25 protein-coding genes are annotated in these 22,003 nt (G+C 67.5%); 4 read left to right on the top strand and 21 right to left on the bottom strand.

Going from position 1 to position 22,003, the window contains the following annotated elements; genetic code table 11:
• Window positions 1-55: 55 nt before the first annotated feature.
• From adk to F3J14_RS01330, 20 genes are all read right to left on the bottom strand, one after another.
• Window positions 56-718, bottom strand: a complete 663-nt coding sequence (adk, locus tag F3J14_RS01425) for an adenylate kinase (protein ID WP_006750937.1) — start codon at window positions 716-718, stop codon at window positions 56-58.
• Between the two features lie 207 nt (window positions 719-925).
• Window positions 926-1,717 (bottom strand): 3-deoxy-manno-octulosonate cytidylyltransferase, encoded by a 792-nt coding sequence (gene kdsB, locus F3J14_RS01420; protein WP_166721454.1) that lies wholly within the window; start codon window positions 1,715-1,717, stop codon window positions 926-928.
• Between the two features lie 118 nt (window positions 1,718-1,835).
• A complete protein-coding gene (locus F3J14_RS01415) occupies window positions 1,836-2,039 on the bottom strand; it encodes a Trm112 family protein (protein WP_006750935.1) in 204 nt (67 codons plus the stop codon).
• On the bottom strand, window positions 2,020-3,171 hold the full coding sequence (locus F3J14_RS35505; RefSeq protein WP_166721453.1) for a tetraacyldisaccharide 4'-kinase: 1,152 nt from the start codon (window positions 3,169-3,171) through the stop codon (window positions 2,020-2,022). The genes F3J14_RS01415 and F3J14_RS35505 overlap by 20 nt, the downstream gene beginning before the upstream one ends.
• 150 nt (window positions 3,172-3,321) lie before the next feature.
• Window positions 3,322-4,527: an acetyl-CoA C-acyltransferase gene (locus F3J14_RS01405; RefSeq protein WP_166721452.1), complete on the bottom strand. Its 1,206-nt coding sequence runs from the start codon at window positions 4,525-4,527 to the stop codon at window positions 3,322-3,324.
• 18 nt (window positions 4,528-4,545) lie between these two features.
• Window positions 4,546-5,031, bottom strand: coding sequence for a MaoC family dehydratase (locus F3J14_RS01400; protein WP_166721471.1), 486 nt, complete (start codon window positions 5,029-5,031; stop codon window positions 4,546-4,548).
• Entirely contained in the window at window positions 5,031-5,831 is an 801-nt protein-coding gene (locus F3J14_RS01395; protein ID WP_166721451.1) for an SDR family oxidoreductase, read from the bottom strand. The genes F3J14_RS01400 and F3J14_RS01395 overlap by 1 nt, the downstream gene beginning before the upstream one ends.
• A complete protein-coding gene (locus F3J14_RS01390; protein ID WP_166721450.1) occupies window positions 5,828-7,021 on the bottom strand; it encodes an acyl-CoA dehydrogenase family protein in 1,194 nt (397 codons plus the stop codon). The genes F3J14_RS01395 and F3J14_RS01390 overlap by 4 nt, the downstream gene beginning before the upstream one ends.
• Window positions 7,018-8,256, bottom strand: coding sequence for an acyl-CoA dehydrogenase family protein (locus F3J14_RS01385; protein WP_166721449.1), 1,239 nt, complete (start codon window positions 8,254-8,256; stop codon window positions 7,018-7,020). Before F3J14_RS01385 ends, F3J14_RS01390 begins: the two co-directional genes overlap by 4 nt.
• A 3-nt stretch (window positions 8,257-8,259) precedes the next feature.
• Window positions 8,260-9,138, bottom strand: coding sequence for an SDR family oxidoreductase (locus F3J14_RS01380; RefSeq protein ID WP_166721448.1), 879 nt, complete (start codon window positions 9,136-9,138; stop codon window positions 8,260-8,262).
• Window positions 9,139-9,179: 41 nt separating this feature from the next.
• Window positions 9,180-10,331 (bottom strand): acetyl-CoA C-acetyltransferase, encoded by a 1,152-nt coding sequence (locus F3J14_RS01375; protein WP_166721447.1) that lies wholly within the window; start codon window positions 10,329-10,331, stop codon window positions 9,180-9,182.
• On the bottom strand, window positions 10,331-11,398 hold the full coding sequence (locus tag F3J14_RS01370) for an acyl-CoA dehydrogenase (protein WP_166721446.1): 1,068 nt from the start codon (window positions 11,396-11,398) through the stop codon (window positions 10,331-10,333). The genes F3J14_RS01375 and F3J14_RS01370 overlap by 1 nt, the downstream gene beginning before the upstream one ends.
• 35 nt (window positions 11,399-11,433) lie before the next feature.
• Window positions 11,434-12,603, bottom strand: coding sequence for an acyl-CoA dehydrogenase family protein (locus F3J14_RS01365; RefSeq protein WP_166721445.1), 1,170 nt, complete (start codon window positions 12,601-12,603; stop codon window positions 11,434-11,436).
• Complete coding sequence (locus tag F3J14_RS01360) at window positions 12,600-13,415, bottom strand: enoyl-CoA hydratase family protein (protein ID WP_166721444.1); 816 nt, start codon at window positions 13,413-13,415, stop codon at window positions 12,600-12,602. The genes F3J14_RS01365 and F3J14_RS01360 overlap by 4 nt, the downstream gene beginning before the upstream one ends.
• A 25-nt stretch (window positions 13,416-13,440) precedes the next feature.
• On the bottom strand, window positions 13,441-14,547 hold the full coding sequence (locus F3J14_RS01355) for a nitronate monooxygenase (protein WP_166721443.1): 1,107 nt from the start codon (window positions 14,545-14,547) through the stop codon (window positions 13,441-13,443).
• Entirely contained in the window at window positions 14,544-15,470 is a 927-nt protein-coding gene (locus tag F3J14_RS01350; protein WP_166721442.1) for an enoyl-CoA hydratase, read from the bottom strand. Before F3J14_RS01350 ends, F3J14_RS01355 begins: the two co-directional genes overlap by 4 nt.
• Before the next feature lie 8 nt (window positions 15,471-15,478).
• Window positions 15,479-16,276 carry a ketoacid CoA transferase gene (locus F3J14_RS01345; protein ID WP_166721441.1) on the bottom strand — a complete coding sequence of 266 codons (798 nt, stop codon included), beginning with the start codon at window positions 16,274-16,276 and terminating at the stop codon, window positions 15,479-15,481.
• Window positions 16,277-16,286: 10 nt separating this feature from the next.
• The gene (locus tag F3J14_RS01340) at window positions 16,287-17,180 is read right to left on the bottom strand and encodes a CoA transferase subunit A (RefSeq protein ID WP_166721440.1); all 894 of its coding nucleotides are present in this window, start codon (window positions 17,178-17,180) and stop codon (window positions 16,287-16,289) included.
• Between the two features lie 9 nt (window positions 17,181-17,189).
• On the bottom strand, window positions 17,190-18,086 hold the full coding sequence (locus tag F3J14_RS01335; RefSeq protein ID WP_166721439.1) for a VOC family protein: 897 nt from the start codon (window positions 18,084-18,086) through the stop codon (window positions 17,190-17,192).
• 241 nt (window positions 18,087-18,327) lie between these two features.
• A complete protein-coding gene (locus F3J14_RS01330) occupies window positions 18,328-18,738 on the bottom strand; it encodes a type II toxin-antitoxin system VapC family toxin (protein WP_166721470.1) in 411 nt (136 codons plus the stop codon).
• Between the two features lie 633 nt (window positions 18,739-19,371).
• On the opposite strand from F3J14_RS01330, the gene F3J14_RS01325 reads away from it, so the two are divergent.
• The 3 genes from F3J14_RS01325 to F3J14_RS01315 are packed head-to-tail and all read left to right on the top strand — an operon-like array spanning window position 19,372 to window position 20,856.
• Window positions 19,372-19,626, top strand: a complete 255-nt coding sequence (locus F3J14_RS01325; protein WP_166721438.1) for a hypothetical protein — start codon at window positions 19,372-19,374, stop codon at window positions 19,624-19,626.
• A complete protein-coding gene (locus F3J14_RS01320) occupies window positions 19,623-20,297 on the top strand; it encodes a type II TA system antitoxin MqsA family protein (protein WP_166721437.1) in 675 nt (224 codons plus the stop codon). The genes F3J14_RS01325 and F3J14_RS01320 overlap by 4 nt, the downstream gene beginning before the upstream one ends.
• A complete protein-coding gene (locus F3J14_RS01315) occupies window positions 20,287-20,856 on the top strand; it encodes a hypothetical protein (protein WP_166721436.1) in 570 nt (189 codons plus the stop codon). Before F3J14_RS01320 ends, F3J14_RS01315 begins: the two co-directional genes overlap by 11 nt.
• A gap of 99 nt (window positions 20,857-20,955) precedes the next feature.
• Here the strand turns inward: F3J14_RS01315 and F3J14_RS01310 are convergent, their stop codons facing one another.
• A complete protein-coding gene (locus tag F3J14_RS01310) occupies window positions 20,956-21,660 on the bottom strand; it encodes an SOS response-associated peptidase family protein (protein WP_166721435.1) in 705 nt (234 codons plus the stop codon).
• Between the two features lie 77 nt (window positions 21,661-21,737).
• On the opposite strand from F3J14_RS01310, the gene F3J14_RS01305 reads away from it, so the two are divergent.
• Entirely contained in the window at window positions 21,738-21,998 is a 261-nt protein-coding gene (locus tag F3J14_RS01305; protein ID WP_166721434.1) for a hypothetical protein, read from the top strand.
• Window positions 21,999-22,003 lie beyond the last annotated feature (5 nt).

Below are 22,003 nucleotides of genomic sequence, written 5' to 3'. Positions count from 1 at the left end.
GCAGACGAAAAAAAACCGCCCGGGAAGGGCGGCTTGCGGGTGCACGACGCGGTGCTTACTTCAATGCGTCAAACGCACGCTCGCGGATTTCGTCGACGGTGCCGAGGCCCGAGATCTTGCGATACTGCGGGGCCTTCAGGCCGTTTTCCTCGCCGCGCTGCGCCCAGTCGCCGTAGTACGTGATCAGCGGCTTGGTCTGCGCTTCGTACACTTCGAGACGCTTCTTGACGGTTTCTTCCTTGTCGTCGTCGCGCTGGATCAGCGGTTCGCCCGTCACGTCGTCCTTGCCCTCGACCTTCGGCGGGTTGAACTTCACGTGGTACGTGCGGCCCGATGCCGGGTGCGTGCGGCGGCCGCTCATGCGCTCGACGATTTCCGAGAACGGGACGTCGATTTCGAGCACGTAGTCGATCGCGACGCCGGCGTCCTTCATCGCGTCAGCCTGCGCGATCGTGCGCGGGAAGCCGTCGAACAGGTAGCCGTTCGCGCAGTCGGCGTCCTTCAGGCGCTCCTTCACGAGGCCGATGATCAGCGCGTCCGGCACGAGCTTGCCGGCGTCCATGTAGCCCTTCGCCTCGACGCCGAGCGGCGAGCCGGCCTTGACGGCCGCACGCAGCATGTCGCCCGTCGAGATTTGCGGGATGCCGAACTTTTCCTTGATGAAGTTTGCCTGGGTGCCCTTTCCCGCGCCGGGCGCGCCCAACAGGATCAAACGCATGGTGATATCTCCAGAATGTAGATTCGTATGGCGAGACGCGAAAGTGTCGGCGACAGCGTGCGCGGGGCTTGCCTGGCGCGCGGCGGACCGGTCTGACGCGGCGCGTCGGCGAAAGGCGACGCGCGGCTGCCGGGACGGGCCGTGGCGGGTCAAGCGAGAACGCGCGGGTCGCGGACGGCTCGCACAATCGCCTGATTATGCCACGGGTTATTTTGAACCCGGACGAAAAAGGGCCTGCACGCGTGCGAGATCGGCCGGCGTGTCGATGCCGGCTTCGGGCGCGTGCTCGGTAATCAGCACTGCAATGCGCTCGCCGTGCCACATCGCGCGCAGCTGTTCGAGCTGCTCCGCCTGCTCGACCGGCGCCTGCGCGAGCGACGGATAGGTGCGCAGGAAGCGCGCGCGATATGCGTAGAGACCGATGTGGCGATGGACCGGAAAGGCCGGTGCAGGCATGGCCGCGACGTCGGGCCAGTGCGGCAGATAGGCGTCGCGGCTCCACGGAATCGGTGCGCGCGAGAAGTACATCGCGACGTTGCGCGCGTCGAGCGCGACCTTCACGATGTTCGGGTTGAACACGTCGGCTGCGTCGTGGATCGGGTGCGCGGCGGTCGCGATCGCGCAGTCCGGATGTGCGGCGAGGTGCGACGCTACGTCGCGCACGAGCACCGGGTCGATCAGCGGTTCGTCGCCCTGCACGTTGACGACGACGGTGTCGTCGCTCCATCCGAACGTCGCGGCGACTTCCGCGAGCCGGTCGGTGCCGGACGGATGGTCGGCGCGCGTCAGCACCGCTTCGAAACCGTGATCGCGTGCCGCGTCGAGCACGCTCTGCGCGTCGGACGCGACGAGCACCTGCTGCGCGCCCGCTTCGCGCGCGCGCTCGGCGACGCGGACGACCATCGGCTTGCCGCCGAGATCGGCGAGCGGCTTGTTCGGCAGGCGCGTCGACGCGAGCCGGGCAGGAATGACGGCGATGAAGGGCTGCTGAGGTGTCATCGGGGCTGGGCGGTGAGAAGGGCTGGGGTGGGCGACGCGTCGAAAGCAGGCCGCCCGGCAGGGTTCGGCACGCGGCCGCGGCGAACCGCGGCCGCGTGCCGGTGCAGCAGGGCGGCGTTCAGCTGCCGGCCGGGCCGGCGGGGTCGACCGGCGTGCCTTCGACGGTCTGGCGTGCTTCGTCGACGAGCATCACGGGGATGCCGTCGCGGATCGGGTAGGCGAGCTTGTCCGCGTTGCAGATCAGCTCCTGCGCGGCGCGGTCATAGTGGAGCGGGCCTTTGCAGATAGGGCACACAAGGATTTCAAGCAGGCGAGCGTCCACGGAGTTTCTCCACAACGAGGGCAATGAGGCGAGGATCGAGCGCGGCTTCGACGGGGACGACCCACAGCCGAGCGTCGCGCCAGGAAGCGCCCAATTTTACTGCATCCTTCTCGGTGATCAGGATGGCGTCGACTGCGTCGTCGACGAACGGATTGTCGGCGAACGCGTAATGGTCGGGCAGCGCGCGCGTCGCCGGCGCGAGGCCGGCCGCGCCGCGGAGCAGCAGCGCGCCGCGGCCCATGTCGAGCACGGCCGCAAGGCTCTGCACGCCGCCGAGCTTGCGCACGTCGAAGGTCAGGCCGCCGTCGCGCGACGCAACGATCGCGCCGCCCTGGCCGACCAGCACGAGTTCGCCGTCGGCAAGCTGGGTCGCGCCGAAGTACGACACCGGCACATGGCTGTCGACGTGCGTCCAGGTCGCGCCGCGATCGGTGCTGCGCAGCACGTTGCCGCGCATCCCGTACGCGACCCAGTCGCCGTTCGCGAGCATCAGCGCGCCGAACAGTGAGCCTTGGTACGGCGACGACAGCTTGTCCCAGCTCGCGCCGTTGTCGGTCGAGCGCAGCAGCGTGCCGCTCTCGCCCGCGATCAGCAGGCTGCCGTGGCCGTCGCCGACGATCGCGTTCAGGTGGCGGTCGCCCACCGGCGTCTTCAGCGGCTGCCACGTGAGCCCCGCATCGTCCGAGCGCAGCAACTGGCCGAAACTGCCGGCCACGAACAGCGGGCCGTTTGCGCTCCCCCACACGGACAGCAGCGGATCGGAATGCGTCGGGTCCAGGCGGACCTCGCGCCAGTGCCCACCGGCGTCATCGCTGCGCACGATCCGGCCGTCGTGGCCGACCGCGATCCCGAGCGTCGGCGTGACGAAGCTCACCTGCGTGAGCGTCGAGCCGCGGTCGGGCGTGACCGATGCCGGCCGCCAGTGGCCGCCCGCATCGTCGCTCGACAGGATCACGCCGCGCTCGCCGACCGCGACGATGCGTGTGCCGGCGCGGGCGAGCCCGTTGATCTGCAGGCGATCGGCATGAATCGCGGTGAGCGGGAACGCCGGCAGCGGGCGCGGCGAAAACGCGAACAGCGCGGCGCCGAGCACGAGCGCCGACATCGCGAGTCCTGGCAAAGTTCGTTTCATCGCTTGTCTCCTGTGTCTGCCTGCGGCGGCGGTTCGCATCGAAGCGCCCACCACCGTCGCCTGCAAGTCCGCGGGCCGTCGGTCGTTGCCGCGGCCTCGCATGGTCCTGAACGGATGGCCGCGCTCGACGCACGGCCCATCCGCGTGCCGCTATGCGCCGACTTCGAACAGCGCGGCGGCGCCCATCCCGCCGCCGATGCACATCGTCACGACCGCATGCCGCACGCCGCGGCGCGCGCCTTCGAGCAGCGCGTGCATCGTCATCCGCGTGCCCGACATCCCGAACGGATGGCCGAGCGCGATTGCGCCGCCGTCGACGTTCAGCCGCTCGTCGGGAATGCCCAGCGTGTCGCGGCAATACAGCGCCTGGCACGCGAACGCCTCGTTCAGCTCCCACAACCCGACGTCGCTCACGGTCATCCCGAAGCGCGCCAGCAGCTTCGGGATCGCGAACACCGGGCCGATGCCCATCTCGTCCGGCTCGCAGCCGGCCACCGCGAGGCCGCGGAACGTGCCGAGCGGCGCCAGCCCGCGGCGCTGCGCTTCGACACGCGACATCACGACGACGGCCGCCGCGCCGTCCGACAGCTGCGACGCGTTGCCGGCCGTCACGAACTCGCCCTGCTCGACGGCCTTGCCGCCGCTCCACGACGGCTTGAGCCCCGCGAGCCGCTCGGCCGTCGTATCGGCACGCACGCCTTCGTCGCGCGCCGCGCGCACGTCCTCGTGGCCGGTCGGGTTGCCTTCCTTGTCGAACAACGCGCGCCGCACGTCGAGCGGCGCGATTTCCGCGTCGAAGCGGCCGGCCGCCTGCGCGTCGGCCGTGCGCTGGTGGCTCTGCAGCGCGAATTCGTCCTGCGCCGCGCGCGAGATCCCGTAGCGGCGCGACACGATCTCGGCGGTTTCCATCATCGCCATGTACGCGGCCGGCTGGTGGTCGACCACGGCCTGCGAACGCGCGCGGTAGCCGTTCTTGTGCTTGTTCTGCGTGAGCGAGATCGACTCGACGCCGCCCGCGACGACGATCCGTGCGTCGCCCGCGCCAATGCTGCGCGCGGCGCTCGCGATCGACATCAGGCCCGACGAGCACATCCGGTCGATCGCCATGCCGGGCACCGACGCCGGCAGACCGGCCGCCGCGGCCGACAGGCGGCCGATGTTGTAGCCCTGCGTGCCCTGCTGCGCGGCGCAACCGATCAGCACGTCGTCGACGTCGGCCGGCGCGACGCCCGCGCGTTCGAGCGCGGTGCGCACGACGTGGCCACCCAGTGCGGGCGCCTCGGTGTCGTTGAACATGCCGCGAAACGCCTTGCCGATCGGCGTGCGTGCGACGGAAACGATGACTGCGTCTTCCATGTGTCTGGCTCTCTGAATCTAGAAGGTGTAACGGCTGATCGTGTCGGCCACACAACCGGGCTTGGCTTCGCCCTCGATCTCGACGGTCACGCGGATCCACGCCTGCACGCCGCCGTCGAGCGGCTCGACGCGCAGCAGCTCGCCGACGCCCCGCACGCGTGCGCCGACTTTCACCGGCGCCGGGAAGCGGATCCGGTCGCAGCCGTAGTTGACGCCAAGCCGCGCGCCGTCGATCCGCACGATCTGCGGCAGGAAATGGTTGACGAGCGACAGCGTCAGGTAGCCGTGCGCGATGCACGCGCCGAACGGGCCGTCCTTCGCGCGCGCCGGGTCGACGTGCACCCACTGGTGATCGCCCGTCGCATCGGCGAAGCCGTCGATGCGGCGCTGGTCGATCGCGAGCCACGCGCTCGCGCCGAGCGTGTCGCCCACGGCCGCCGCGAGTTCGCCGGGATGCGCGAACACGCGGGGCGTCGCGCGCACGGGGTCGAGGGTCGTGCCCATCATGCGTGCTGGCTGCTGACCGACAGCACTTCGCCCGTCATGTACGACGCGTAATCGCTTGCAAGGAACACCATCACGTTCGCGACCTCCCAGACTTCGGCGGCGCGCCCGAAGGCTTCGCGCGACGCCAGTTGATTCAGCAAGTCGGCCGGGGCCGACTTCTTCAGAAAATCGTGCATCGCGATGCTCGGCGCGACCGCGTTGATGCGCACGCCATACGGCGACGCCTCGAGCGCCGCGCAGCGCGTGAGCGCCATCACGCCCGCCTTCGCCGCCGCGTAGTGCGCCTGTTCCGCCTGCGCACGCCAGCCGAGCACCGATGCGTTGTTGACGATCGCGCCGCGGCCGCGGGCCTGCATGTGCGGCAGCATCGCGCGCGTCATCCGGAACGTCCCGGTCAGGCTAATGTCGATCACCCGCGACCATTCGGCATCGTCCATTTCGACGATGCGTTTCGCCCCGCCGAGCCCGGCGTTGTTGATCAGTACGTCGACGCCGTCGAGCTTGTCCTGGGCGTCCGCGACGAGTGCCTGCACGTCGTCCTCGACCGCGACGTTGCACAGGCGGCCGTGGATCTGCTGCAGCCCGGTTTCGGCGCGCAGCGTTTGCACGGCCTGTTCGAGGCGCTTCTCGTGGATATCGGAGATGAACAGCGCGCGGCAGCCTTCCTCCGCGCAGCGGCGCGCGGCCGCGAAGCCGATGCCGGCGCCGGCGGCGGCCGTGATCAGCACCGATTTGCCGGCGAGCAACTGGTGACCCGGCACGTAGGCCGGCGCTTTCTGGATCTGGAGTTCGGTCATGCTCGCGGTTCCCTTGGCATGCCGAGCCCGCGCTCGGCCATGATGTTCAGCTGGATTTCGTTGGTGCCGGCGTAGATCGTGTCCGCACGGGAGAACAGGAATAGGCGCTGCAGATGGGTGAGCTTTTCGTCGGCCGGATCGATCACGTTCGCGCGGGCCCCAAGCACATCCATCGCGAGCTGGCCGAGGTCGCGGTGCCAGTTCGACCAGTAGTACTTGTAGATCAGCGCCTCGCGGCGCAGCGGCGCGGCGCCGCCGTTCGCGTCGTCCGCGCCCGACAGCATCCGCAGCGCGTTGTAGCGCATCACGCGCAGCCCGGCCCACGCGCGGCCGATCCGCTGGCGCAGCACCGGGTCGCGATCGGCGCCCGATTCGCGCGCGGCGTCGATCACCCATTCGAGCTCGCGGACGAACTGCATCTGCTGACCGAGCGTCGACATCCCCCGCTCGAAACCGAGCAGCGTCATCGCGATCCGCCAGCCGTCGCCCGGCGCGCCGACGAGGTCGCGTGCTGCCGCACGCGCGCCGTCGAAGAACACTTCGTTGAATTCGGCGCCGCCGTTGAGCTGCCGGATCGGCCGAATCTCGATACCCGGCTGGTCGAGCGGCATCAGCAGGAACGACAGCCCCTTGTTGCCCTTCGATGCCGGATCGGTGCGGGCGAGCACGAAGATCCAGTCGGAATCGTGCGCGAGCGACGTCCACACCTTCTGGCCGACCACGCGCCACGTGCCGTCCGCATCCGGTTCGGCGCGCGTGCGCACGTTCGCGAGATCGGAACCGGCGCCCGGTTCCGAGTAGCCCTGGCACCAGAACTGCGTGCCGGCGAGAATCCCCGGCAGGAAACGTGCGCGCTGGTCATCGGTGCCGCACGCGACGAGCGTCGGCCCGAGCAGCCCTTCGCCGATATGGCCCATCCGGCCGGGGCCGCCGGCGCGCGCGTATTCCTCGTGGAAGATCACCTGCTCGGCCACCGTGAAGCCGCGGCCGCCCGCGTCGGTCGGCCAGCCGAGGCCGGTCCAGCCGCCCTGCGCCAGTTCCCGCTCCCACGCCTTGCGCAGTTCGGGAAACGCTTCCTCGTCGCCGGGGCCGCCTCGGTTTTTCAGGCATGCGAACTCGCCGGCCAGGTGCGACTGCACCCAGTCGGCGACTTCGTGCCGCAATTGCTGTTCGTGCGTTTCGCTGTTCATTGGAGCACTCCGGCGCGCGCGGCGGACGCACGCTTTGTCACCGACGCCTGCGACGACACGAGCGACTCGTCGCACCGCGACGTGCCGCCGTCGATCGCATGGCGTGCGATCCATTCGAGCAGTTGCGGCGTCGTGCCGAACTGCGCGCCCGACGCCTGCGCGCGCTTGAAATAGAGATGCGGGTCGTATTCCCACGTGAAGCCAACGCCGCCGTGCAGCTGGATCGCTTCCTGTGCACAGAACGAGGCCGCGTCGTTCGCGGCGGCCTTCGCGGCCGCGATGTCGGCGCGCAGCGCGGCGCTGGGCGCGCCGCTGCCGGCTTCCGCGTCCCATGCGTGCGCCGCGCCGAGCACGGCCGAGCGCGCGGATTCGATCAGCACCATCATCTGCGCGCAGCGATGCTTGACCGCCTGGAACGATGCGATCGCGCGGCCGAACTGCACGCGCTGGGCGGTGTAGTCGAGCGTCAGGTCGAGGCATTGCTGGGCGCCGCCGAGCTGCTCGGCGGCCAGCGCGAGCGCCGCGAACCATCCGGCGCGCTCGAGCACTTGGGCGGCGACGGCGCCGCAGGCGAACAGTGCGTCGCGACTCGCGCGGGTGTCGTCGAGGACGATGCGCGCGATCGGCCGCGTCGCGTCGAGCGTGTCGTGCGGCGTGACGCTCAGGCCGGCCGCCGTCGCGACATCGATCGCGAACAGCCCGATGGCCTGCCCTTCGTTCGCGATCCGCGCGGGGATCAGCAGCGGGTCGGCGCACGCGCCGTCGATCACCTGTTCGATCGTGCCGGACAGCGCATAGCCGCCCGCCGCTTCTTCCGCGACGACCGGCAGTTGCCCGATGCCGGCCGGAAACTCGAACGGCAATGCCAGCGTCGCGCTGCACGCGCCTTCGGCGATCTTCGCGAGCCAGCCGGTTGCCAGCGGCGTGTCGCAGCCGGCCAGCGCGGTCGCCGCCAGGCACGCAGTCGAGAAATACGGCACGCATGCGACGCGCCGGCCGAGCTGCTCCATCAGCAGCGTCTGTTCGACCGCACCGAGCCCCATTCCGCCGGCCGCTTCAGGCAATGCGAGCGCGTTCCAGCCGAGCTCGCCCGCAAGCGTGGTCCACAGTGCATCGTCGCGGCCGGCCGACTGCTCGATGGCGCGGCGCACGTCGGCGGACGCGCTGCGTTCGGCGAGCACGTCGGCCGCCGCGTCGCGGATCATCGCCTGTTCGTCGGTGAGCGCCAGATCCATGGCTCAGCTCCCGTACACGCGCTGCGCGGGACGCGCCTCGGCGAGCAGCCGCGCGACCGCCGCGCCGATCTCGGCCGGCACCCAGCGCGCGCCGCGATCGACGCTCGGGCCGGTGCGCCAGCCTTCGGCGACCGCGATCATCCCGCCCGCGACCTCGAACACCTGGCCCGTCACGTCGGCCGACAGCGCGCTGCCGAGCCACACGACGAGCGGCGCGACGTTGGCCGGATCGAAATAGTCGAAGCCGCCGTCCGCGGGCTTCTTCATCATGTCGGCGAACACGCCTTCGGTCATCGACGTGCGCGCGGCCGGCGCGAGCGCGTTCACGCGCACGCCGTAGCGCTGCAGCTCGACCGCCTGCATCAGCGTGAGCGCCGCGATACCGGCCTTCGCGACGCCGTAGTTCGACTGGCCGATCGACCCTTGCAGCCCGGCGCCGGAGCTCGTATTGATGATCCGCGCGTCGACTGGATGGCCGGCCTTCGCGGCGTCGCGCCACACGCGCGCCAGCACGCTCGACAGGCAGAAGTGGCCGCGCAGATGCACGCGCATCACGTCGTCCCAGTCGGTTTCGGTCATGCTGGTGAACATCTTGTCGCGGCAGATGCCCGCGTTGTTGACCAGCACGTGGACGTCGCCGAACGCGTCGCGCGCGGCGTCGACGATCCGCTGCGCGGTGTCGACTTGCGTGATGTCGTCCGAATTCGCGAGCGCCCGCCCGCCGTGTCGCGAAATCTCGTCGCACACCGCCTGCGCGGCCTCGCGCCGGATGTCGTTGACGGCGACCGCCGCGCCTTCGGCCGCGAACGCGAGCGCGTATTCGCGACCGAGCCCGCCGCCCGCGCCGGTGATGATGACGGTGCGTCCGTTACAGATTCCCATGCTTGTGCCTCCTGGATCGTGAGATCGTGAAAGTGACGCGCTCACAAGCGCTCGATGATCGTGACGTTCGCGAGACCGCCGCCTTCGCACATCGTCTGCAGCCCGTAGCGGCCGCCGGTGCGCTCGAGTTCGTGCAGCAGCGTCGTCATCAGCCGCGCGCCGGTCGCGCCGAGCGGATGGCCGAGCGCGATCCCGCCGCCGTTCGGGTTGGTCTTTTCGTGCGGGAAACGCGTGTCGGCCAGCCAGGCCTGCGCGACCGACGCGAACGCCTCGTTCATCTCGACGACGTCGATCCGCGACCAGTCGAGCCCGCTCTTCTCCAACGCGGCCTGGGTCGCCGGAATCGGCGCGGTGAGCATCCACAGCGGATCGTCGCCGAGCACGCTCAGGTGATGGATCCGCGCGCGCGGCGTGAGGCCGTAGCGCTTCAGCGCATCCTCCGACACGATCAGCAGCGCCGCGGCCGCATCGCACGTCTGGCTCGCGACGGCGGCCGTCAGCGAGCCGCCCGGCGTCAGCGGCTCGAGCGTCGCCATCTTTTCCAGCGACGTGTCGGGGCGCGGCGTCTCGTCGTGGAGCACGCCTTCGAGCGGCACGATTTCCCGCTTGAAATGGCCGGCCTCGATCGCGGCGAGCGCGCGGCGGTGGCTTTCCAGCGCATAGCGCTCCATCGCGTCGCGCGACAGGTTCCAGTGGTCGGCGATCCGCTGCGCGGCAACGAACTGCGACACCGGCGCATCGCCGAAGCGCGCGCGCCAGCCGGTGCTGCCGGAGAACGGATCGTTGAAACCGAGCGGCGCGGCGCTCGTCATCGCGGACGAGATCGGGATCTGCGTCATCGTCTGCACGCCGCCCGCGACGACGACGTCCTGCATGCCGCTCATCACCGCCTGCGCGGCGAAGTGCACGGCCTGCTGCGACGAGCCGCACTGGCGGTCGACGGTCACGCCCGGCACCCGCAGCGGCAGCCCGGCCGCGAGCCAGCAGGTGCGTGCGATGTTGCCGGCGAGCGGGCCGATCGTGTCGACGCAGCCGAATACCACGTCGTCGTATTCGTCGGCCGGAATCGCATTGCGCTCGACGAGCGTCTTCAGCACGAAGCCGCCGAGGTCGGCCGCATGCATGTGCGCGAGCCCGCCCTTGCGGCGGCCGGTCGGCGTGCGCAGCGCGTCGACGATATAGGCTTGTTTCATCAGTGGGTTTCCTCGAAATCGAAGGTCTGCGCGGGGCCGATCGGCAACGCGTCGCCGAGCAGCGCGTCGGCCACGCGGGCCTTGTGGAACGCGCTGTCGCCCCAGCTGCCGGAGAGCGCCCAGATCCGCTTCATGAAGATCTGCAGGTCGAGCTCCCACGTGTAGCCGATCGCGCCGTGCACCTGCATCGTGTGGCGCGCGGCCAGTTGCGCGGCGGCGGTCGCGGCGAGCTTCGCGTGCGACACGAGCACCGCGCGCTGCGGATGATCGTCGGCGATCGCCTGCGCGGCGCGTGCGAGCACCGGCCGCGCGAACTCGTAGCGGATCGCGACGTCGGCGAGCAGGTGCTTGAGCGCCTGGTACGAACCGATCGCCTTGCCGAACTGCTTGCGCTGCGCGCTGTAGTCGATCGCGACGTCGAGTACGCGCTGCGTGAGGCCGAGCAGCTGCGCGGCGACCGCGAACGCGCCGTGGTCGAGCGCGCGGTTCAGCAGCGGCGCGGCTTCATCGGCGCTCGCGATGCACGTGGCGGCCGACGGTTCCCAGTCGAGCGTGAACAGGCGCCGCGACGGGTCGACGCTGTCGACCGCGCGCCATGCGCACTGCGCGGGATCGACGCGGTGCAGCTCGCCGCGGTGTTCGCACAACAGGGTTTGCGCGACGTGCACGTCGGCCGCATACGGGTTCACCGGATGCACGAGCGCGACACGCGCACGCCCTTCGGCGATGTCGCGCAGCAGCGCGTCGCGCCAGCCGCCGGCGGGCAGCCGCGCGAGCACGCCGGCCGACACGAGCGCCGTGTCGAGCAGCGGCTCCGGGCTGCCGAAATAACCGTAGGTCTGCGCGAGCAGCGCCCATTCCACTTCGGTCAGGCCAAGGCCGCCGTGCGCTTCGGGCACCGACACCGCGGTCAGCCCCTGCGACGCGAACAGCGACCACAGCGCGTCGGAGCGGCCGGTCGGCGTGGCCCACAGCTCGCGGATCAGCTCCGGGGTCATCTCGGTCATCAGCAGGCGCTTCACGCTGTCCGCGAGCGCTTCCTGGTCTTCATCGAATACGAAATCCATACGATGTCCGTTCAGTGAGGGAGTCGCCGGCGCGCTCACGCGCGCGGCATGCCGAGCATCCGTTCGGCGACGATGTTGCGCTGGATCTCGTTGGTGCCCGCGTAGATCGGGCCGGCCTGCGCGAACAGGAAGCCGTCGAGCCAGTGGCCGAGCGCCGCGTGCTGCGCGGCCGTCTGCGGGACGACCTCGCCGTGCGCGCCGAGGATGTCGAGCGCGGTCTGGTGCATCCGCAGGTCGAGCTCCGACCAGAACACCTTGTTGGTGCTCGATTCCGCGCCGATGTGGCCGCCCTTCAGCAGCCGGCTCGCGGTCGCATAGGTCGACAGCGCGTACGCCTGCGCATCCATCCAGGCCTGCACCACGCGTTCGCGCAGCGTCGGGTCGCGGTCCGCGCTGTCGCGGTGCGCGAGATACAGGTCGCGCAGCGCCTGCGCGGTGCGCTGGAACCGCGCGGGTGAACGCAGCATCAGCCCGCGCTCGAAGCCGGCCGTCGCCATCGCGACCTGCCAGCCCGCGCCTTCGGCCGCGAGGCGGTTCGCGACCGGCACGCGCACGTCGTCGAAGAAGATTTCCGCGAAGCCCGTCTGCCCGTTCAGCTGGCGGATCGGTCGCACCGTGATGCCCGGCGCGGACAACGGCACCATCAGGAACGTGAGTCCGTGGTGACGCGACGATTCGGGATCGCTGCGGAACAGCCCGAACAGCCAGTCGGCCCACACCGCGCGGGTCGACCAGATCTTCTGGCCGTTGAGCACGTAGTCGTCGCCGATGCGGATCGCCGTCGTGCGGATCGCGGCCATGTCCGAGCCCGCGTTCGGCTCCGACCAGCCCTGCGCCCACACGTGCTCGCCCGCCGCCATCGCGGGCAGGAAGCGCGCCTTCTGCGCGTCGGTGCCGAAATCCATCAGCGTCGGGCCGAGCAGGAAAATGCCGTTCTGGTTCACGCGCATCGGTGCGTCCGCGCGCCAGTACTCTTCCTCGAAGATCAGCCACTCGATCAGGTCGCAGCCGCGCCCGCCGAGTTCGCGCGGCCATGTGACCATGCTCCAGCGGCCCGAGTGCAGCGTGCGCTCCCATTCGCGGTGCGCGGCGAACCCTTCCTCGGTGTCGAAGCTCGGCAGCCGCTCGCGCGGCACGTGCGCGGCGAGCCATTCGCGGATCTCGGCGCGAAACGCCTGCTGTTGCGGCGTATAGGTCAGGTTCATGCGCGTGCCTCCGCGGCCCGTGCGTCGACCTGCGTGTCGAACCGCGCGTCGCGCTTCTCGACGAACGCGGCGCGCGCTTCCATCGAGTCGTTCGTCATGTACGCCTGCAGCGTGAAACCCTGCTCCCAGCGGTACTTGTCCTCGAGATCGCCGTCCTCGACGCCGTTCAGCGCCTCCTTCGCGAGCCGCACCATCGCCGGGCTCTTCGCCGCGATCTTGCCGGCGATCGCGAGCGCCGCGTCGCGCAGCGCGTCGCGCGTGACGACCTGCTCGACGGCGCCGAGCCGGTACGCTTCGGCCGCGTCGATCATGTCGCCGGTGAAGTACATCGCGCGCACCTTCTGCACGCCGAACAGCCGCTGCAGGTGCGCACCGCCGCCCATCGCGCCGCGGTCGATCTCGGGCACGCCGAAGCGCGCGCAATCGGCCGCGACGACGATGTCCGCCGCACCGCAGATGCCGATCCCGCCGCCGAGCACGAACCCGTGTACGGCCGCGATCACCGGTTTCGGGTTGCGGTGCACCGCGCGAAACGTCTCGTAGTTGCCGGCGTTGACCGACACGATCCGCCCCGGATGCGCGGCCAGCTCCTTGATGTCGACGCCCGCGCAGAAGCCGCGGCCCTCGCCGCGCACGACGATCACGCGCACGTCGTCGTCCTCGCCGAGCGCGTCGAGCGCACGCGCGAGCGCATGCCAGCCCTGCGCATCGAGCGCGTTCACGGGCGGATGGGCGATCACCAGTTCGGCGATGCCGTCGGCGCGCTCGATCCGGAACGGCGTCGCGCCGGCCGGTTGATTGGGTGTTGTCATCTCGAAAGCCTCCCTGGAATGTTTTTCACGCAGCCTGCGCCGCGGCCACTGACGCTGCGCGCAACGCGGCCAGTGCGTCCAGCCGCTCGCCGGCTTCCGCGACGATCCGCGCGATCAGCGCGTCGCACGATTCGATCGCGCCGATCATCGCGGCCGCCTGGCCGCTCGGCAGCACGCCTTCGTCGGGACGTCCGTCGACGATCGCGCGCTGGATCAGGAACGGCGCGTTCGCCGCCATCAGCGTCTGGCTCGCCGTGTAGTCGTGCGAGCGCAGCGCCTTGATTGCGAGGCCCAGCATGTCGGTCGTGCGCAGTCCGTTCTGGCGGCGCCACGCTTCGGCCGTCTTCAGCGCGAACAGCGTGCGGCGCAGCGGGCCGAAGCGTTCGAGCTTCAGCAGATACGGGTTGTCGATCATCCGTTGCGGCAGCCCGTCGAGCGCGTCCGACACGCGGATCCGCGCCGGGTCGCCGACCGCGACGTAGCGGTCGAGCGTCGCGCGCGGCACCGGCGATTCGGCGCTCATCAGGAAGCGCGTGCCCATCGCGATGCCGGCCGCGCCGTACGCGAGCGCGGCGGCCAGCCCGCGCCCGTCGAAGAAGCCGCCGGCCGCGACGACCGGCACCCGCACCGCGTCGAGCACCTTCGGCAGCAGCAGCGTGGTCGGCACCGAGCCCGTGTGGCCGCCGCCTTCCGCGCCCTGCACCGTTACGATGTCCGCGCCGAGCTCGACCGCCTTCGCCGCGTGCTTCGGCGCGCCGACGGTCGGCATGCAGACGATGCCGGCGTCCTTGAAGCGGCGGATCGTCTTCGCGTCCGGCCCGCGGCCGTAGCTGACTGCCCGCAGCCGGTGCTCGATCGCGAGATCGACCACCTGGGCGGCGTTCTTCTGGAACATGTGGAAGTTGATGCCGAACGGCCGGTCGGTCAGCGACTTCACCTTCAGGATCTCGGCCTCGACCTGCTCGGGTTCGAGCGTCGCGCCGGCCAGGAAGCCGAAGCCGCCCGCGTTGGCGGTCGCCGCGACGAGCCGTGCGTCGGCCACCCAACCCATCGCGGTCTGCACGATCGGGTAGCGGCAGCCGAGCAGGTCGCACAGCGGCGTATGCAGCGGGCCATGAAGCGGCGGGCTCATGCGGCGGCTCCGTTGACCGCGGCCGGCGCGGCGTCGGCCTGCCCTTCGTCGCCCTGCGGCTCCGGCTTGCGCTGCGAGCTGGCCATCTTGCGTGCGTCGTAGCCGCCGAGGCGGTCGCCGCTGACGAGCTCGTTGTGCGCATGCGCGAAGTGATGCCATGCGAACGCCGCGTCCATCGCCGCGCGCTTGCCCTGCAGTTCCTCCACGTGATTCAGCGCCTGCTTCGTCAGCGTGAGGCCGAGGCGCGGCATCGTCGCGATCTTCGCGGCGATCGCGTAGGTCGCGTCGCGCAGCCGCTCGCGCGGCACCACGCGGTTGACCATCCCCATCTGGTACGCGCGCTCGGCCGGCATCCGCTCGCCGAGGAACAGGAATTCCTTCGCGATGCGCGGGTTCAGCTCGTACGCATGCGCGAAGTACTCGACGCCGGGAATCCCCATGCGCACGACCGGATCCGCGAAGAACGCATCCTCCGACGCGACGATCAGATCGCACACCCACGCGAGCATCAGCCCACCCGCGATGCATGCGCCGTGCACCATCGCGATGGTCGGCTTCGGCAGGTCGCGCCAGCGCCGGCACATCCCGAGGTACACCTCCTGTTCGCGCGCATAGAGGAATTCGCCGCCCTCCTTGTCCGCGTGGTCGTACCACAGCGACGCGCGGTCGAACGACTCGTGAATGTCGCGGCCCGGCGTGCCGATGTCGTGACCTGCCGAGAAATGCTTGCCGGCGCCCGCCAGCACGATCGCCTTCACCGCGTCGTCATGCGCCGCGCGCCGGAATGCCGCGTCGAGCGCATACGTCATCTTCGAGTTCTGCGCGTTGTGATACTCGGGACGGTTCATCGTGATCGTCGCGATGCCGTCCTCGACCGCGTAGCCGACGACACCGTCGCCGAACGTCACCTGGGTCGCTTCCATGTCGGACCTCATCCGCGGCGCGGCGCCGGATTGTTGCGCACGATCGTCGCGCGCAGGTTGTGAGGATCGAGCGCACGCACGATGCGCAGGTCTTCCGCGTTCGGTGCGGCCGTCGTGCCGAGTTCCGGATGCGCGAGCAGCGGGAAGCCGGTCGCGTCCTGCACCTCGTCGAAGCTCACGCCGGGATGCAGCGAGCGCACGCGAATCGCGTGGTCGGGCCCGCCGAAATCCATCACGCACAGGTCGGTGACGATGCTGCGCAGGTCGACGAAGGTCTTCATGCCGGGCAGCCGACGGGCCGGGTTGTAGCCGATCGTGCACACCATGTCGACCTCGTCGTCGACGAACGTGCGTTTGCCGTGGCCGCTGACGAAGAACGAATTCGCATGGTTCGTCGAGTTGCCGGGGAAGCCGCGTGCGCCGAGCAGTTGCGTCTTCGGCCGCGCGTAGTCGTCGCCGAGCCACGAGATGTTGGCCTGGCCGAAGCGGTCGATCTGCGTCGGCATCACGAGCGCATGGCGACGGCCGTGCCACAGGCAGTCGAACACGCGCTCGTAGGTCATCCAGCCGCTCGCCTTCACGCGATAGCCGTCGGGACGCGGGCCGAGCGGGATCGGCTCCTCGACGAGATATGCTTCGCCGTCGGTCAGCATCAGCTCGTTGTTGTACGCAAGCCGCGCGAGGCCGGCCGCGAGCCGCGGGCCCGTGCCGATGCCGGTCGCCAGCACTTCGCCGTCGTCGCGCCAGAGTCGCGCGGACGCGACGATCATCAGTTCCGCGAGGGAATGGTCGAGAGATTCGCTCACAGGCGCTCCTTTACAGAATCGGCAACGGCAGCGTCGTCACGTGCGACAGGCCACCGACGCCTTCGAGGTACTGGCGTTCGTCCTGACCGACCACGTCGCGCAGGTACGCCGCCGTCGTCGCATCGTCTTCCGCGCTCGCGCAGTACGCACGCAGGTGCGGCAGGTCCCAGCCGTAATCCGGCCCGCACGACGTCGGGTGCGCGCCGCCCGGCGCGTGCACGACGCCGGTGACGAGCGAGCGCTCGAACGGGTTGCGGCGCGCGGCGTCGAGGTCGTCGCTCGCGAGCGACGCATCGACCGTCTCCGCCGACACGTAGCAGCGCTGCGCGGCGCGCGCCATCCACGCGTCGAAGAACGGATCGGGGCCGTCGATACGCGTGTTGCCCATCCGGTCGGCCGCGTTCGCGTGCAGCAGCGCGACGTCGAGTTCGAGCGCCGGCATCGCGAGCAGCGTCTCGCCGTCGTCGTACGGCGACTTCACCGTGCGCAACTGCGGCGCGTGATCGAGCAGCGCTGTGCCGAGCCCGGCACGCGTCGGCAGGAACGGCAGCCGCGCTGCGGCCGCGCGCAGGCCGAGCTGAAGCATCCCTTCGTCGAGTTCGAGCACGTCGACGCGGCCCTGTTCACGCGCGCGGCGGAAATGCGGCTCGAGCGGGATCACGTCCAGCGACACGAAGCCGAACACCGCCTTGCGTACTTTGCCGGCGGCGCACAGCAGGCCGATGTCGGCGCCGCCGTATGCGACGATCGTCAGGTCCTTCAGGTTCGAGCGCGCGATCTCGCGCACCAGCGCCATCGGCTTGCGCCGCGGCCCCCATCCGCCGATGCCGATCGTCATGCCGTCGGCGAGTTGCGCGACCACGTCGCGCGCGGACATCGTCTTGTCGAGAGGTTTCATCGTCATCGTGCTGGCTTACCGGTATCCGATGCTGAAATCGTGGCCCCACTGGCTCACCTTGGTCGCCTCGAACACCGCGTGCTTCGACCAGTCGACCGTGAGGCCGCCGAAGCCGTATTCGAGATCGAAGCCGCCGGGGGTCTTCATGTAGAACGAGATCATCTGGTCGTTGCAGTGCCGGCCGAGCGTCGCGGACATCTTCACGTCGTGCGCGGCGACCCGATCGAGCGCGCGGCCGACTTCGTCCATCGAGTCGACTTCGGCCATCACGTGCACGCAGCCCGACGGCACGGCCATCTCGAACAGCGCGAGGCTGTGATGGCGCGCGTTGCGGCAATGCATGAAGTGGATGCGCTTCTCGGGTTCGGCGGGATCGGGCGTGAACTTCACACGGAAGATGTCGGACAGCTCGAAGCCGAGCACGCCGCGTACGAAAGCGTCGGTCGCGTCGAACTGCGGCGCGGGCAGTACCGCGTGGCCGAGCCCCATGTCGCCGGTGACGAAGCGCGCGACGCCGAGCGGCGACACGAAGCGGCGGAAGTCGCAGCGCGCGCCCCAGTACAGCTCGTGGCGGTTGCCGGACGGGTCGGTGCACCACGCCATCGCCTGCACGCGGCGCAGTGCGGCTTCGTCGCGCGTGGCACGCACGGCTTCGACACCCGCTTGCTGCAATGCCGCGAGCGCGGCGTCGAACGCGGCGCCGTCGGGCAATTCCCAGCCCGACGCGAAATAGCGGTCGGTCGTGCCGGGGACGATCACGTAGCGGAAATCGCGCTCGTCCATCTTCAGGTACAGCGCGCCGTCGGGCGCGTCGAGCGCCTGCATGCCCAGCACGTCTTGCGCATAGCGGCGCCACGCATCGACGCGGGTCGCCTCGACGACGACGTAGCCGAGCGCACGGACATCGATCATGTCGGCCTCCTCCAGGTTCAGAATCCGTTGTTCGTGAAAGGATTCTGGCCGGTCGGGGATGGCGTCACATCGTCTGTTGGGACGAGAGGTGGAGGGGGAATTGGTGGGGAGCTGGCCGAGAGCTGGCGGAAAATCGGGGCGCGGAGCGGATGCCCGTGCAAGACCAGTGAACGGGCTATGCGCGACGGATAAGGCGGGAAGCTGGAAGCGGAGGCAGGTTGCCGCGGCGCGGCGAGCCCGATCAATCGAACGGGTTCAGCAGCCGGACGCCAGTGCGAGCGAAATCGTCGACATTGCGGGTGACGACCGTCAGATCGTTGATCAGCGCGGTGGCCGCGATCAGTTTGTCGAGGGCGTGTGCCGGATCGGGCACGCGCAAATGGCCCCACATCTGGGTGGTCTCGATATCGACCGGCAGGATGTTCGACGCATAGCCGGACAGGATCGTCGCCATCCATGCCTCGAGCGCCGACGCCTGCGGATGATCGCCGCGATGACGGATCAGGTCGACGCCCCGCCGCAGTTCGCCCACCGTCACGACCGACAGGTAAAGCGGGCTCGCGTCGGCCTCGGCCTGCCTGAAGAACGCACGCACGCCGCGGTTGGTTCGCTTGCCCTTTCTAATCTCGCTGATGACGTTCGTATCAATCAAATAGGCTGGGCGCTTTGACGACTTTTCTTTTGATTTCAATTGGTTATGCGTACATTTTGGCGAAAAAACATGCGCCAGAGTGTGCAACTTGCTGCCATAAGAATCAAGCGGTTACCTGTATGTTCTGAACAGTAACGTCGGCTCCGCCGATTCGGTAGCGCTGCCATGTCGACGTCACGAATATTTGCGGCGTACTCTAGCCCCCAATTTTCGCCTGCGGCAAAATCTATGGTGATGCGTGCGCATGGGGGGACATCTTCCCAGAGCCGAGGCAGGTAGACCCGCATGATGCAGGTTGACCGCGGTGAACGAGTAGGCGCCGGCGGGCCCTGTGTGCATTGGCCAACCGACCATGGTTCATTCTAAAGTTGCGCGGCGATCCTGCACTAAAATCGAAAACAGAGATCGCAATGTTCGAGATGCGAACATTGCGATGCCTAGGTTGAATATTTACAACACATCACCATAATGGTGAAGTAAAGTTGGGTTAGCATGGCACGCGACACACTGCCTAGGTACCAGGAGCACTTTGCATCCGGCAATTTTTACTACCTGAACGAGGACGACCGTCGTACCTATAACGGCGTCGCTTGGCGAACGATGGAGAATCTGGGTTGGGGGGACGAGCACGTCATGACCCTGATTGCCGCGTTAGATGGCGAGGTGCATTGGCAAAAGGAAGTGCCGATGTGTAAGGTTTGTCATCCCAAAGGCACCGAATATGTCACCGCCGATCAGTATTTCATAATATGGGATGACGAGGAATGCACCTGGAAAGACGACGTTGAAGCTGGATGTGTGGCTTTGTCTCTAAAGCTAGCCATTGTGTTCGATGAAAACGGTGAGGCGGCAGGGTTGGTGACAATGCACCCCTCGGGAACGAAATGAAATACGGAAAAACGCGATTCCTCACGAGCACGAATACATGCAGTGTATGTGGTTCGAGCGAGTGGAAGGAAATAACTTATAGCGATACTGTTGAAACAAAGGGGCTCCATGTGAATGTGGAAAACCTTCACGCAAATTACTGCGAGCCGTGTCGCCACACCTGGATAACACCTGAGCAACGTCGCCATAACGACGAGCAAATCAAAGCAGCATTCATCACAACGCGTGACGAAATTCGCCAATCCGAAGGATTGCTCTCAACGTCGGACATTCAATACATTCGGCAACGCTTTGACATGAGTCAACGGGATGCCTCGTTTGTCTTCGGCGGCGGAATTAATTCCTTCAACAAGTACGAATCAGGCGAAGTGCTGCAAAGCCAAGCAATGGACAAATTGCTGCGCCTCACCAATGAATTTGGCACACGGGCAGTAGATTTTCTAAGAGTATGCAAAGGACTACCGATTTCTCGGCCGCAGGTCACATGCAATCTCGAAGACGTGGTTATTGAGTCAATTTACAGCATTGGCACAAACACCAAAGCAACAAATCGAGTGAGGCTAAGTGGCCGCACTCACGATGAGCGCAGTGCAGACTTCCTCTTCTCGTCGATGCCGAAAGAAAAATTCCAAGAACTAAATACTTTACCTGAGAAGTGCGATGGCGCGTAAGAAATCGAAGGCGAAACCCAGCATTCTCACGAATGAAGGTTTGATATTCGCAATCCTTGATGATTTGGGCCTAGAATTTAACCACCACGAAAAGATTGCAGGCGCCAAAGAAGCAGGTATATCCATGTTCAGCATACCCTTTACGTTGGAGGGGGAGCCTGACGATGAACTGTCATTCCTAGCTTACATTTTTTGCCATGAACACGCGGCAATATTGCGCCTGTATGCTGTACTTTACACCGTCCCTAACAACATAGATGCATCTCGCGTCACAAGAATCATCAACAGCATAAACGCTGATCATATGCTCGATGGATTTCTCGATTTCCCGGAGAAGCATCGGACGATTCGAATTCGCACGAACTTTCGCTCAGAGGCAGGCAGTCTTCCGGTAAAGCCAACTCAAGAGTACCTCTCCGAATTCTTTGACGTTTGCGCAAATACTCGGTTGATTTTAAAGACCGCCCTTGAGTCTGACAAAAGCTTCCCAGACGATGTAGCAGAGGGAAAATCTGCTCTAGTAAAGAAAATTGATTGGAAACCGTCTCCTCTTCTTTGACTCTCGTGCCATAGGTCCGTCGAGACTCGCGCTCCAGCTTCCGATATAGATCGGAAACGGTGGTCAGCGTAGGTGCGAGTGACATCGCGCTCCCCGCGACTATTGATCTTCTACAGCGGTAAGAGGCTTGTTGTCTGCCGGCTCTGCGGCCATGTCTTCGGCCGGATACAGCTGCAGCATCGCACGCGCTACCTCGACGTTCGACGTCATCAGCCATTCCTCCCAGTCGTCAGGCCGCAGGATCACGACCGACCGTTTCTCGTCGCCGGGCCGGTGCATGTGCTTCATGATCGGGTGCTCGTCGGCGTTGACGGTGATCATCGCCATCGTGTGCCGCTCGCCCCCGTCCGGGTACTGCAGCGTGCGCCAGATGCCGGCGACGCAGAGCGGCCGCCAACCGGCCAGGCCAATGCGATAGCGCACGTGCTTGCCCGTCTCCCAGTTCGGCTCGTAGATCCAGGCGGCCGGGATCAGGCATCGGCGCCCCGCGCGCCACGCCGGCGCATACAGCGGGGACTTGCCGAGGTTGTCGTCACGCACGTTCATCGTGCTGCGCATGACCGGTGGCTTGCGCCCCTGCTCCTTCGCCCTCTCGACATTTGCTTTTTGGAGCGCGCGCGGCCAGAAGCCGAAACCGGCGATCAGCGGCTTGAAGTCGCCGTCGACGCTTGCGACGATCGGCGCGTCATAGTCCTGGTAGATCTCAGGCTTCCACGGCGTCCATCGGTACAGGTCTCTGAAGCTGTCGATTTTGAGCTCGCTCAAGCCGGGATCCTCGCCGGGCGCCACGTAGTTGGTGCACATTGCCGTCCCCTATTTTGATTCTTGACAGGGACCATCTTACTGCGCGATAACCTGTATATCCATACAGTATTCGCATCATGCCGCACCGAGACCTTCCGTTCTTCAACTGCCCGACCACGCAGGAGCTGCGTGCGATGTGGCGCCGCTACCCGGAGGGGCATGAGGTGCGCACGCTCATCCTCGAGATCATCCGCGCGCGGCAGCAATTCACGGCGGCTGAAAGCCTGCGAAAGTCTGTCCAGTCCGTCTGGAACGAAGAGACCGGCGGCAGCCATCTGGTCGCCCTGCATCAGCTGCGGCTGCTCCTACAGGGCGAGGTGCATCGATACGATTGCTAAGCCGT

Source organism: Burkholderia sp. Tr-862, from assembly GCF_011753085.1.
Lineage (GTDB): Bacteria > Pseudomonadota > Gammaproteobacteria > Burkholderiales > Burkholderiaceae > Burkholderia > Burkholderia ambifaria.
The sequence above is the reverse complement of the archived record's forward strand: the minus strand, read 5'-3'. Positions and strand labels throughout refer to the sequence as shown.

Bases quoted from the DNA above. Each gene is read 5' to 3' on its own strand.
- adk (WP_006750937.1), bottom strand. From the start codon at position 718: ATGCGTTTGATCCTGTTGGGCGCGCCCGGCGCGGGAAAGGGCACCCAG.
- kdsB (WP_166721454.1), bottom strand. From the start codon at position 1,717: ATGACACCTCAGCAGCCCTTCATCGCCGTCATTCCTGCCCGGCTCGCG.
- F3J14_RS35505 (WP_166721453.1), bottom strand. From the start codon at position 3,171: ATGAAACGAACTTTGCCAGGACTCGCGATGTCGGCGCTCGTGCTCGGC.
- F3J14_RS01405 (WP_166721452.1), bottom strand. From the start codon at position 4,527: ATGGAAGACGCAGTCATCGTTTCCGTCGCACGCACGCCGATCGGCAAG.
- F3J14_RS01400 (WP_166721471.1), bottom strand. From the start codon at position 5,031: ATGGGCACGACCCTCGACCCCGTGCGCGCGACGCCCCGCGTGTTCGCG.
- F3J14_RS01395 (WP_166721451.1), bottom strand. From the start codon at position 5,831: ATGACCGAACTCCAGATCCAGAAAGCGCCGGCCTACGTGCCGGGTCAC.
- F3J14_RS01390 (WP_166721450.1), bottom strand. From the start codon at position 7,021: ATGAACAGCGAAACGCACGAACAGCAATTGCGGCACGAAGTCGCCGAC.
- F3J14_RS01385 (WP_166721449.1), bottom strand. From the start codon at position 8,256: ATGGATCTGGCGCTCACCGACGAACAGGCGATGATCCGCGACGCGGCG.
- F3J14_RS01380 (WP_166721448.1), bottom strand. From the start codon at position 9,138: ATGGGAATCTGTAACGGACGCACCGTCATCATCACCGGCGCGGGCGGC.
- F3J14_RS01375 (WP_166721447.1), bottom strand. From the start codon at position 10,331: ATGAAACAAGCCTATATCGTCGACGCGCTGCGCACGCCGACCGGCCGC.
- F3J14_RS01370 (WP_166721446.1), bottom strand. From the start codon at position 11,398: ATGGATTTCGTATTCGATGAAGACCAGGAAGCGCTCGCGGACAGCGTG.
- F3J14_RS01365 (WP_166721445.1), bottom strand. From the start codon at position 12,603: ATGAACCTGACCTATACGCCGCAACAGCAGGCGTTTCGCGCCGAGATC.
- F3J14_RS01360 (WP_166721444.1), bottom strand. From the start codon at position 13,415: ATGACAACACCCAATCAACCGGCCGGCGCGACGCCGTTCCGGATCGAG.
- F3J14_RS01355 (WP_166721443.1), bottom strand. From the start codon at position 14,547: ATGAGCCCGCCGCTTCATGGCCCGCTGCATACGCCGCTGTGCGACCTG.
- F3J14_RS01350 (WP_166721442.1), bottom strand. From the start codon at position 15,470: ATGGAAGCGACCCAGGTGACGTTCGGCGACGGTGTCGTCGGCTACGCG.
- F3J14_RS01340 (WP_166721440.1), bottom strand. From the start codon at position 17,180: ATGACGATGAAACCTCTCGACAAGACGATGTCCGCGCGCGACGTGGTC.
- F3J14_RS01335 (WP_166721439.1), bottom strand. From the start codon at position 18,086: ATGATCGATGTCCGTGCGCTCGGCTACGTCGTCGTCGAGGCGACCCGC.
- F3J14_RS01325 (WP_166721438.1), top strand. From the start codon at position 19,372: ATGACCCTGATTGCCGCGTTAGATGGCGAGGTGCATTGGCAAAAGGAA.
- F3J14_RS01320 (WP_166721437.1), top strand. From the start codon at position 19,623: ATGAAATACGGAAAAACGCGATTCCTCACGAGCACGAATACATGCAGT.
- F3J14_RS01315 (WP_166721436.1), top strand. From the start codon at position 20,287: ATGGCGCGTAAGAAATCGAAGGCGAAACCCAGCATTCTCACGAATGAA.
- F3J14_RS01310 (WP_166721435.1), bottom strand. From the start codon at position 21,660: ATGTGCACCAACTACGTGGCGCCCGGCGAGGATCCCGGCTTGAGCGAG.
- F3J14_RS01305 (WP_166721434.1), top strand. From the start codon at position 21,738: ATGCCGCACCGAGACCTTCCGTTCTTCAACTGCCCGACCACGCAGGAG.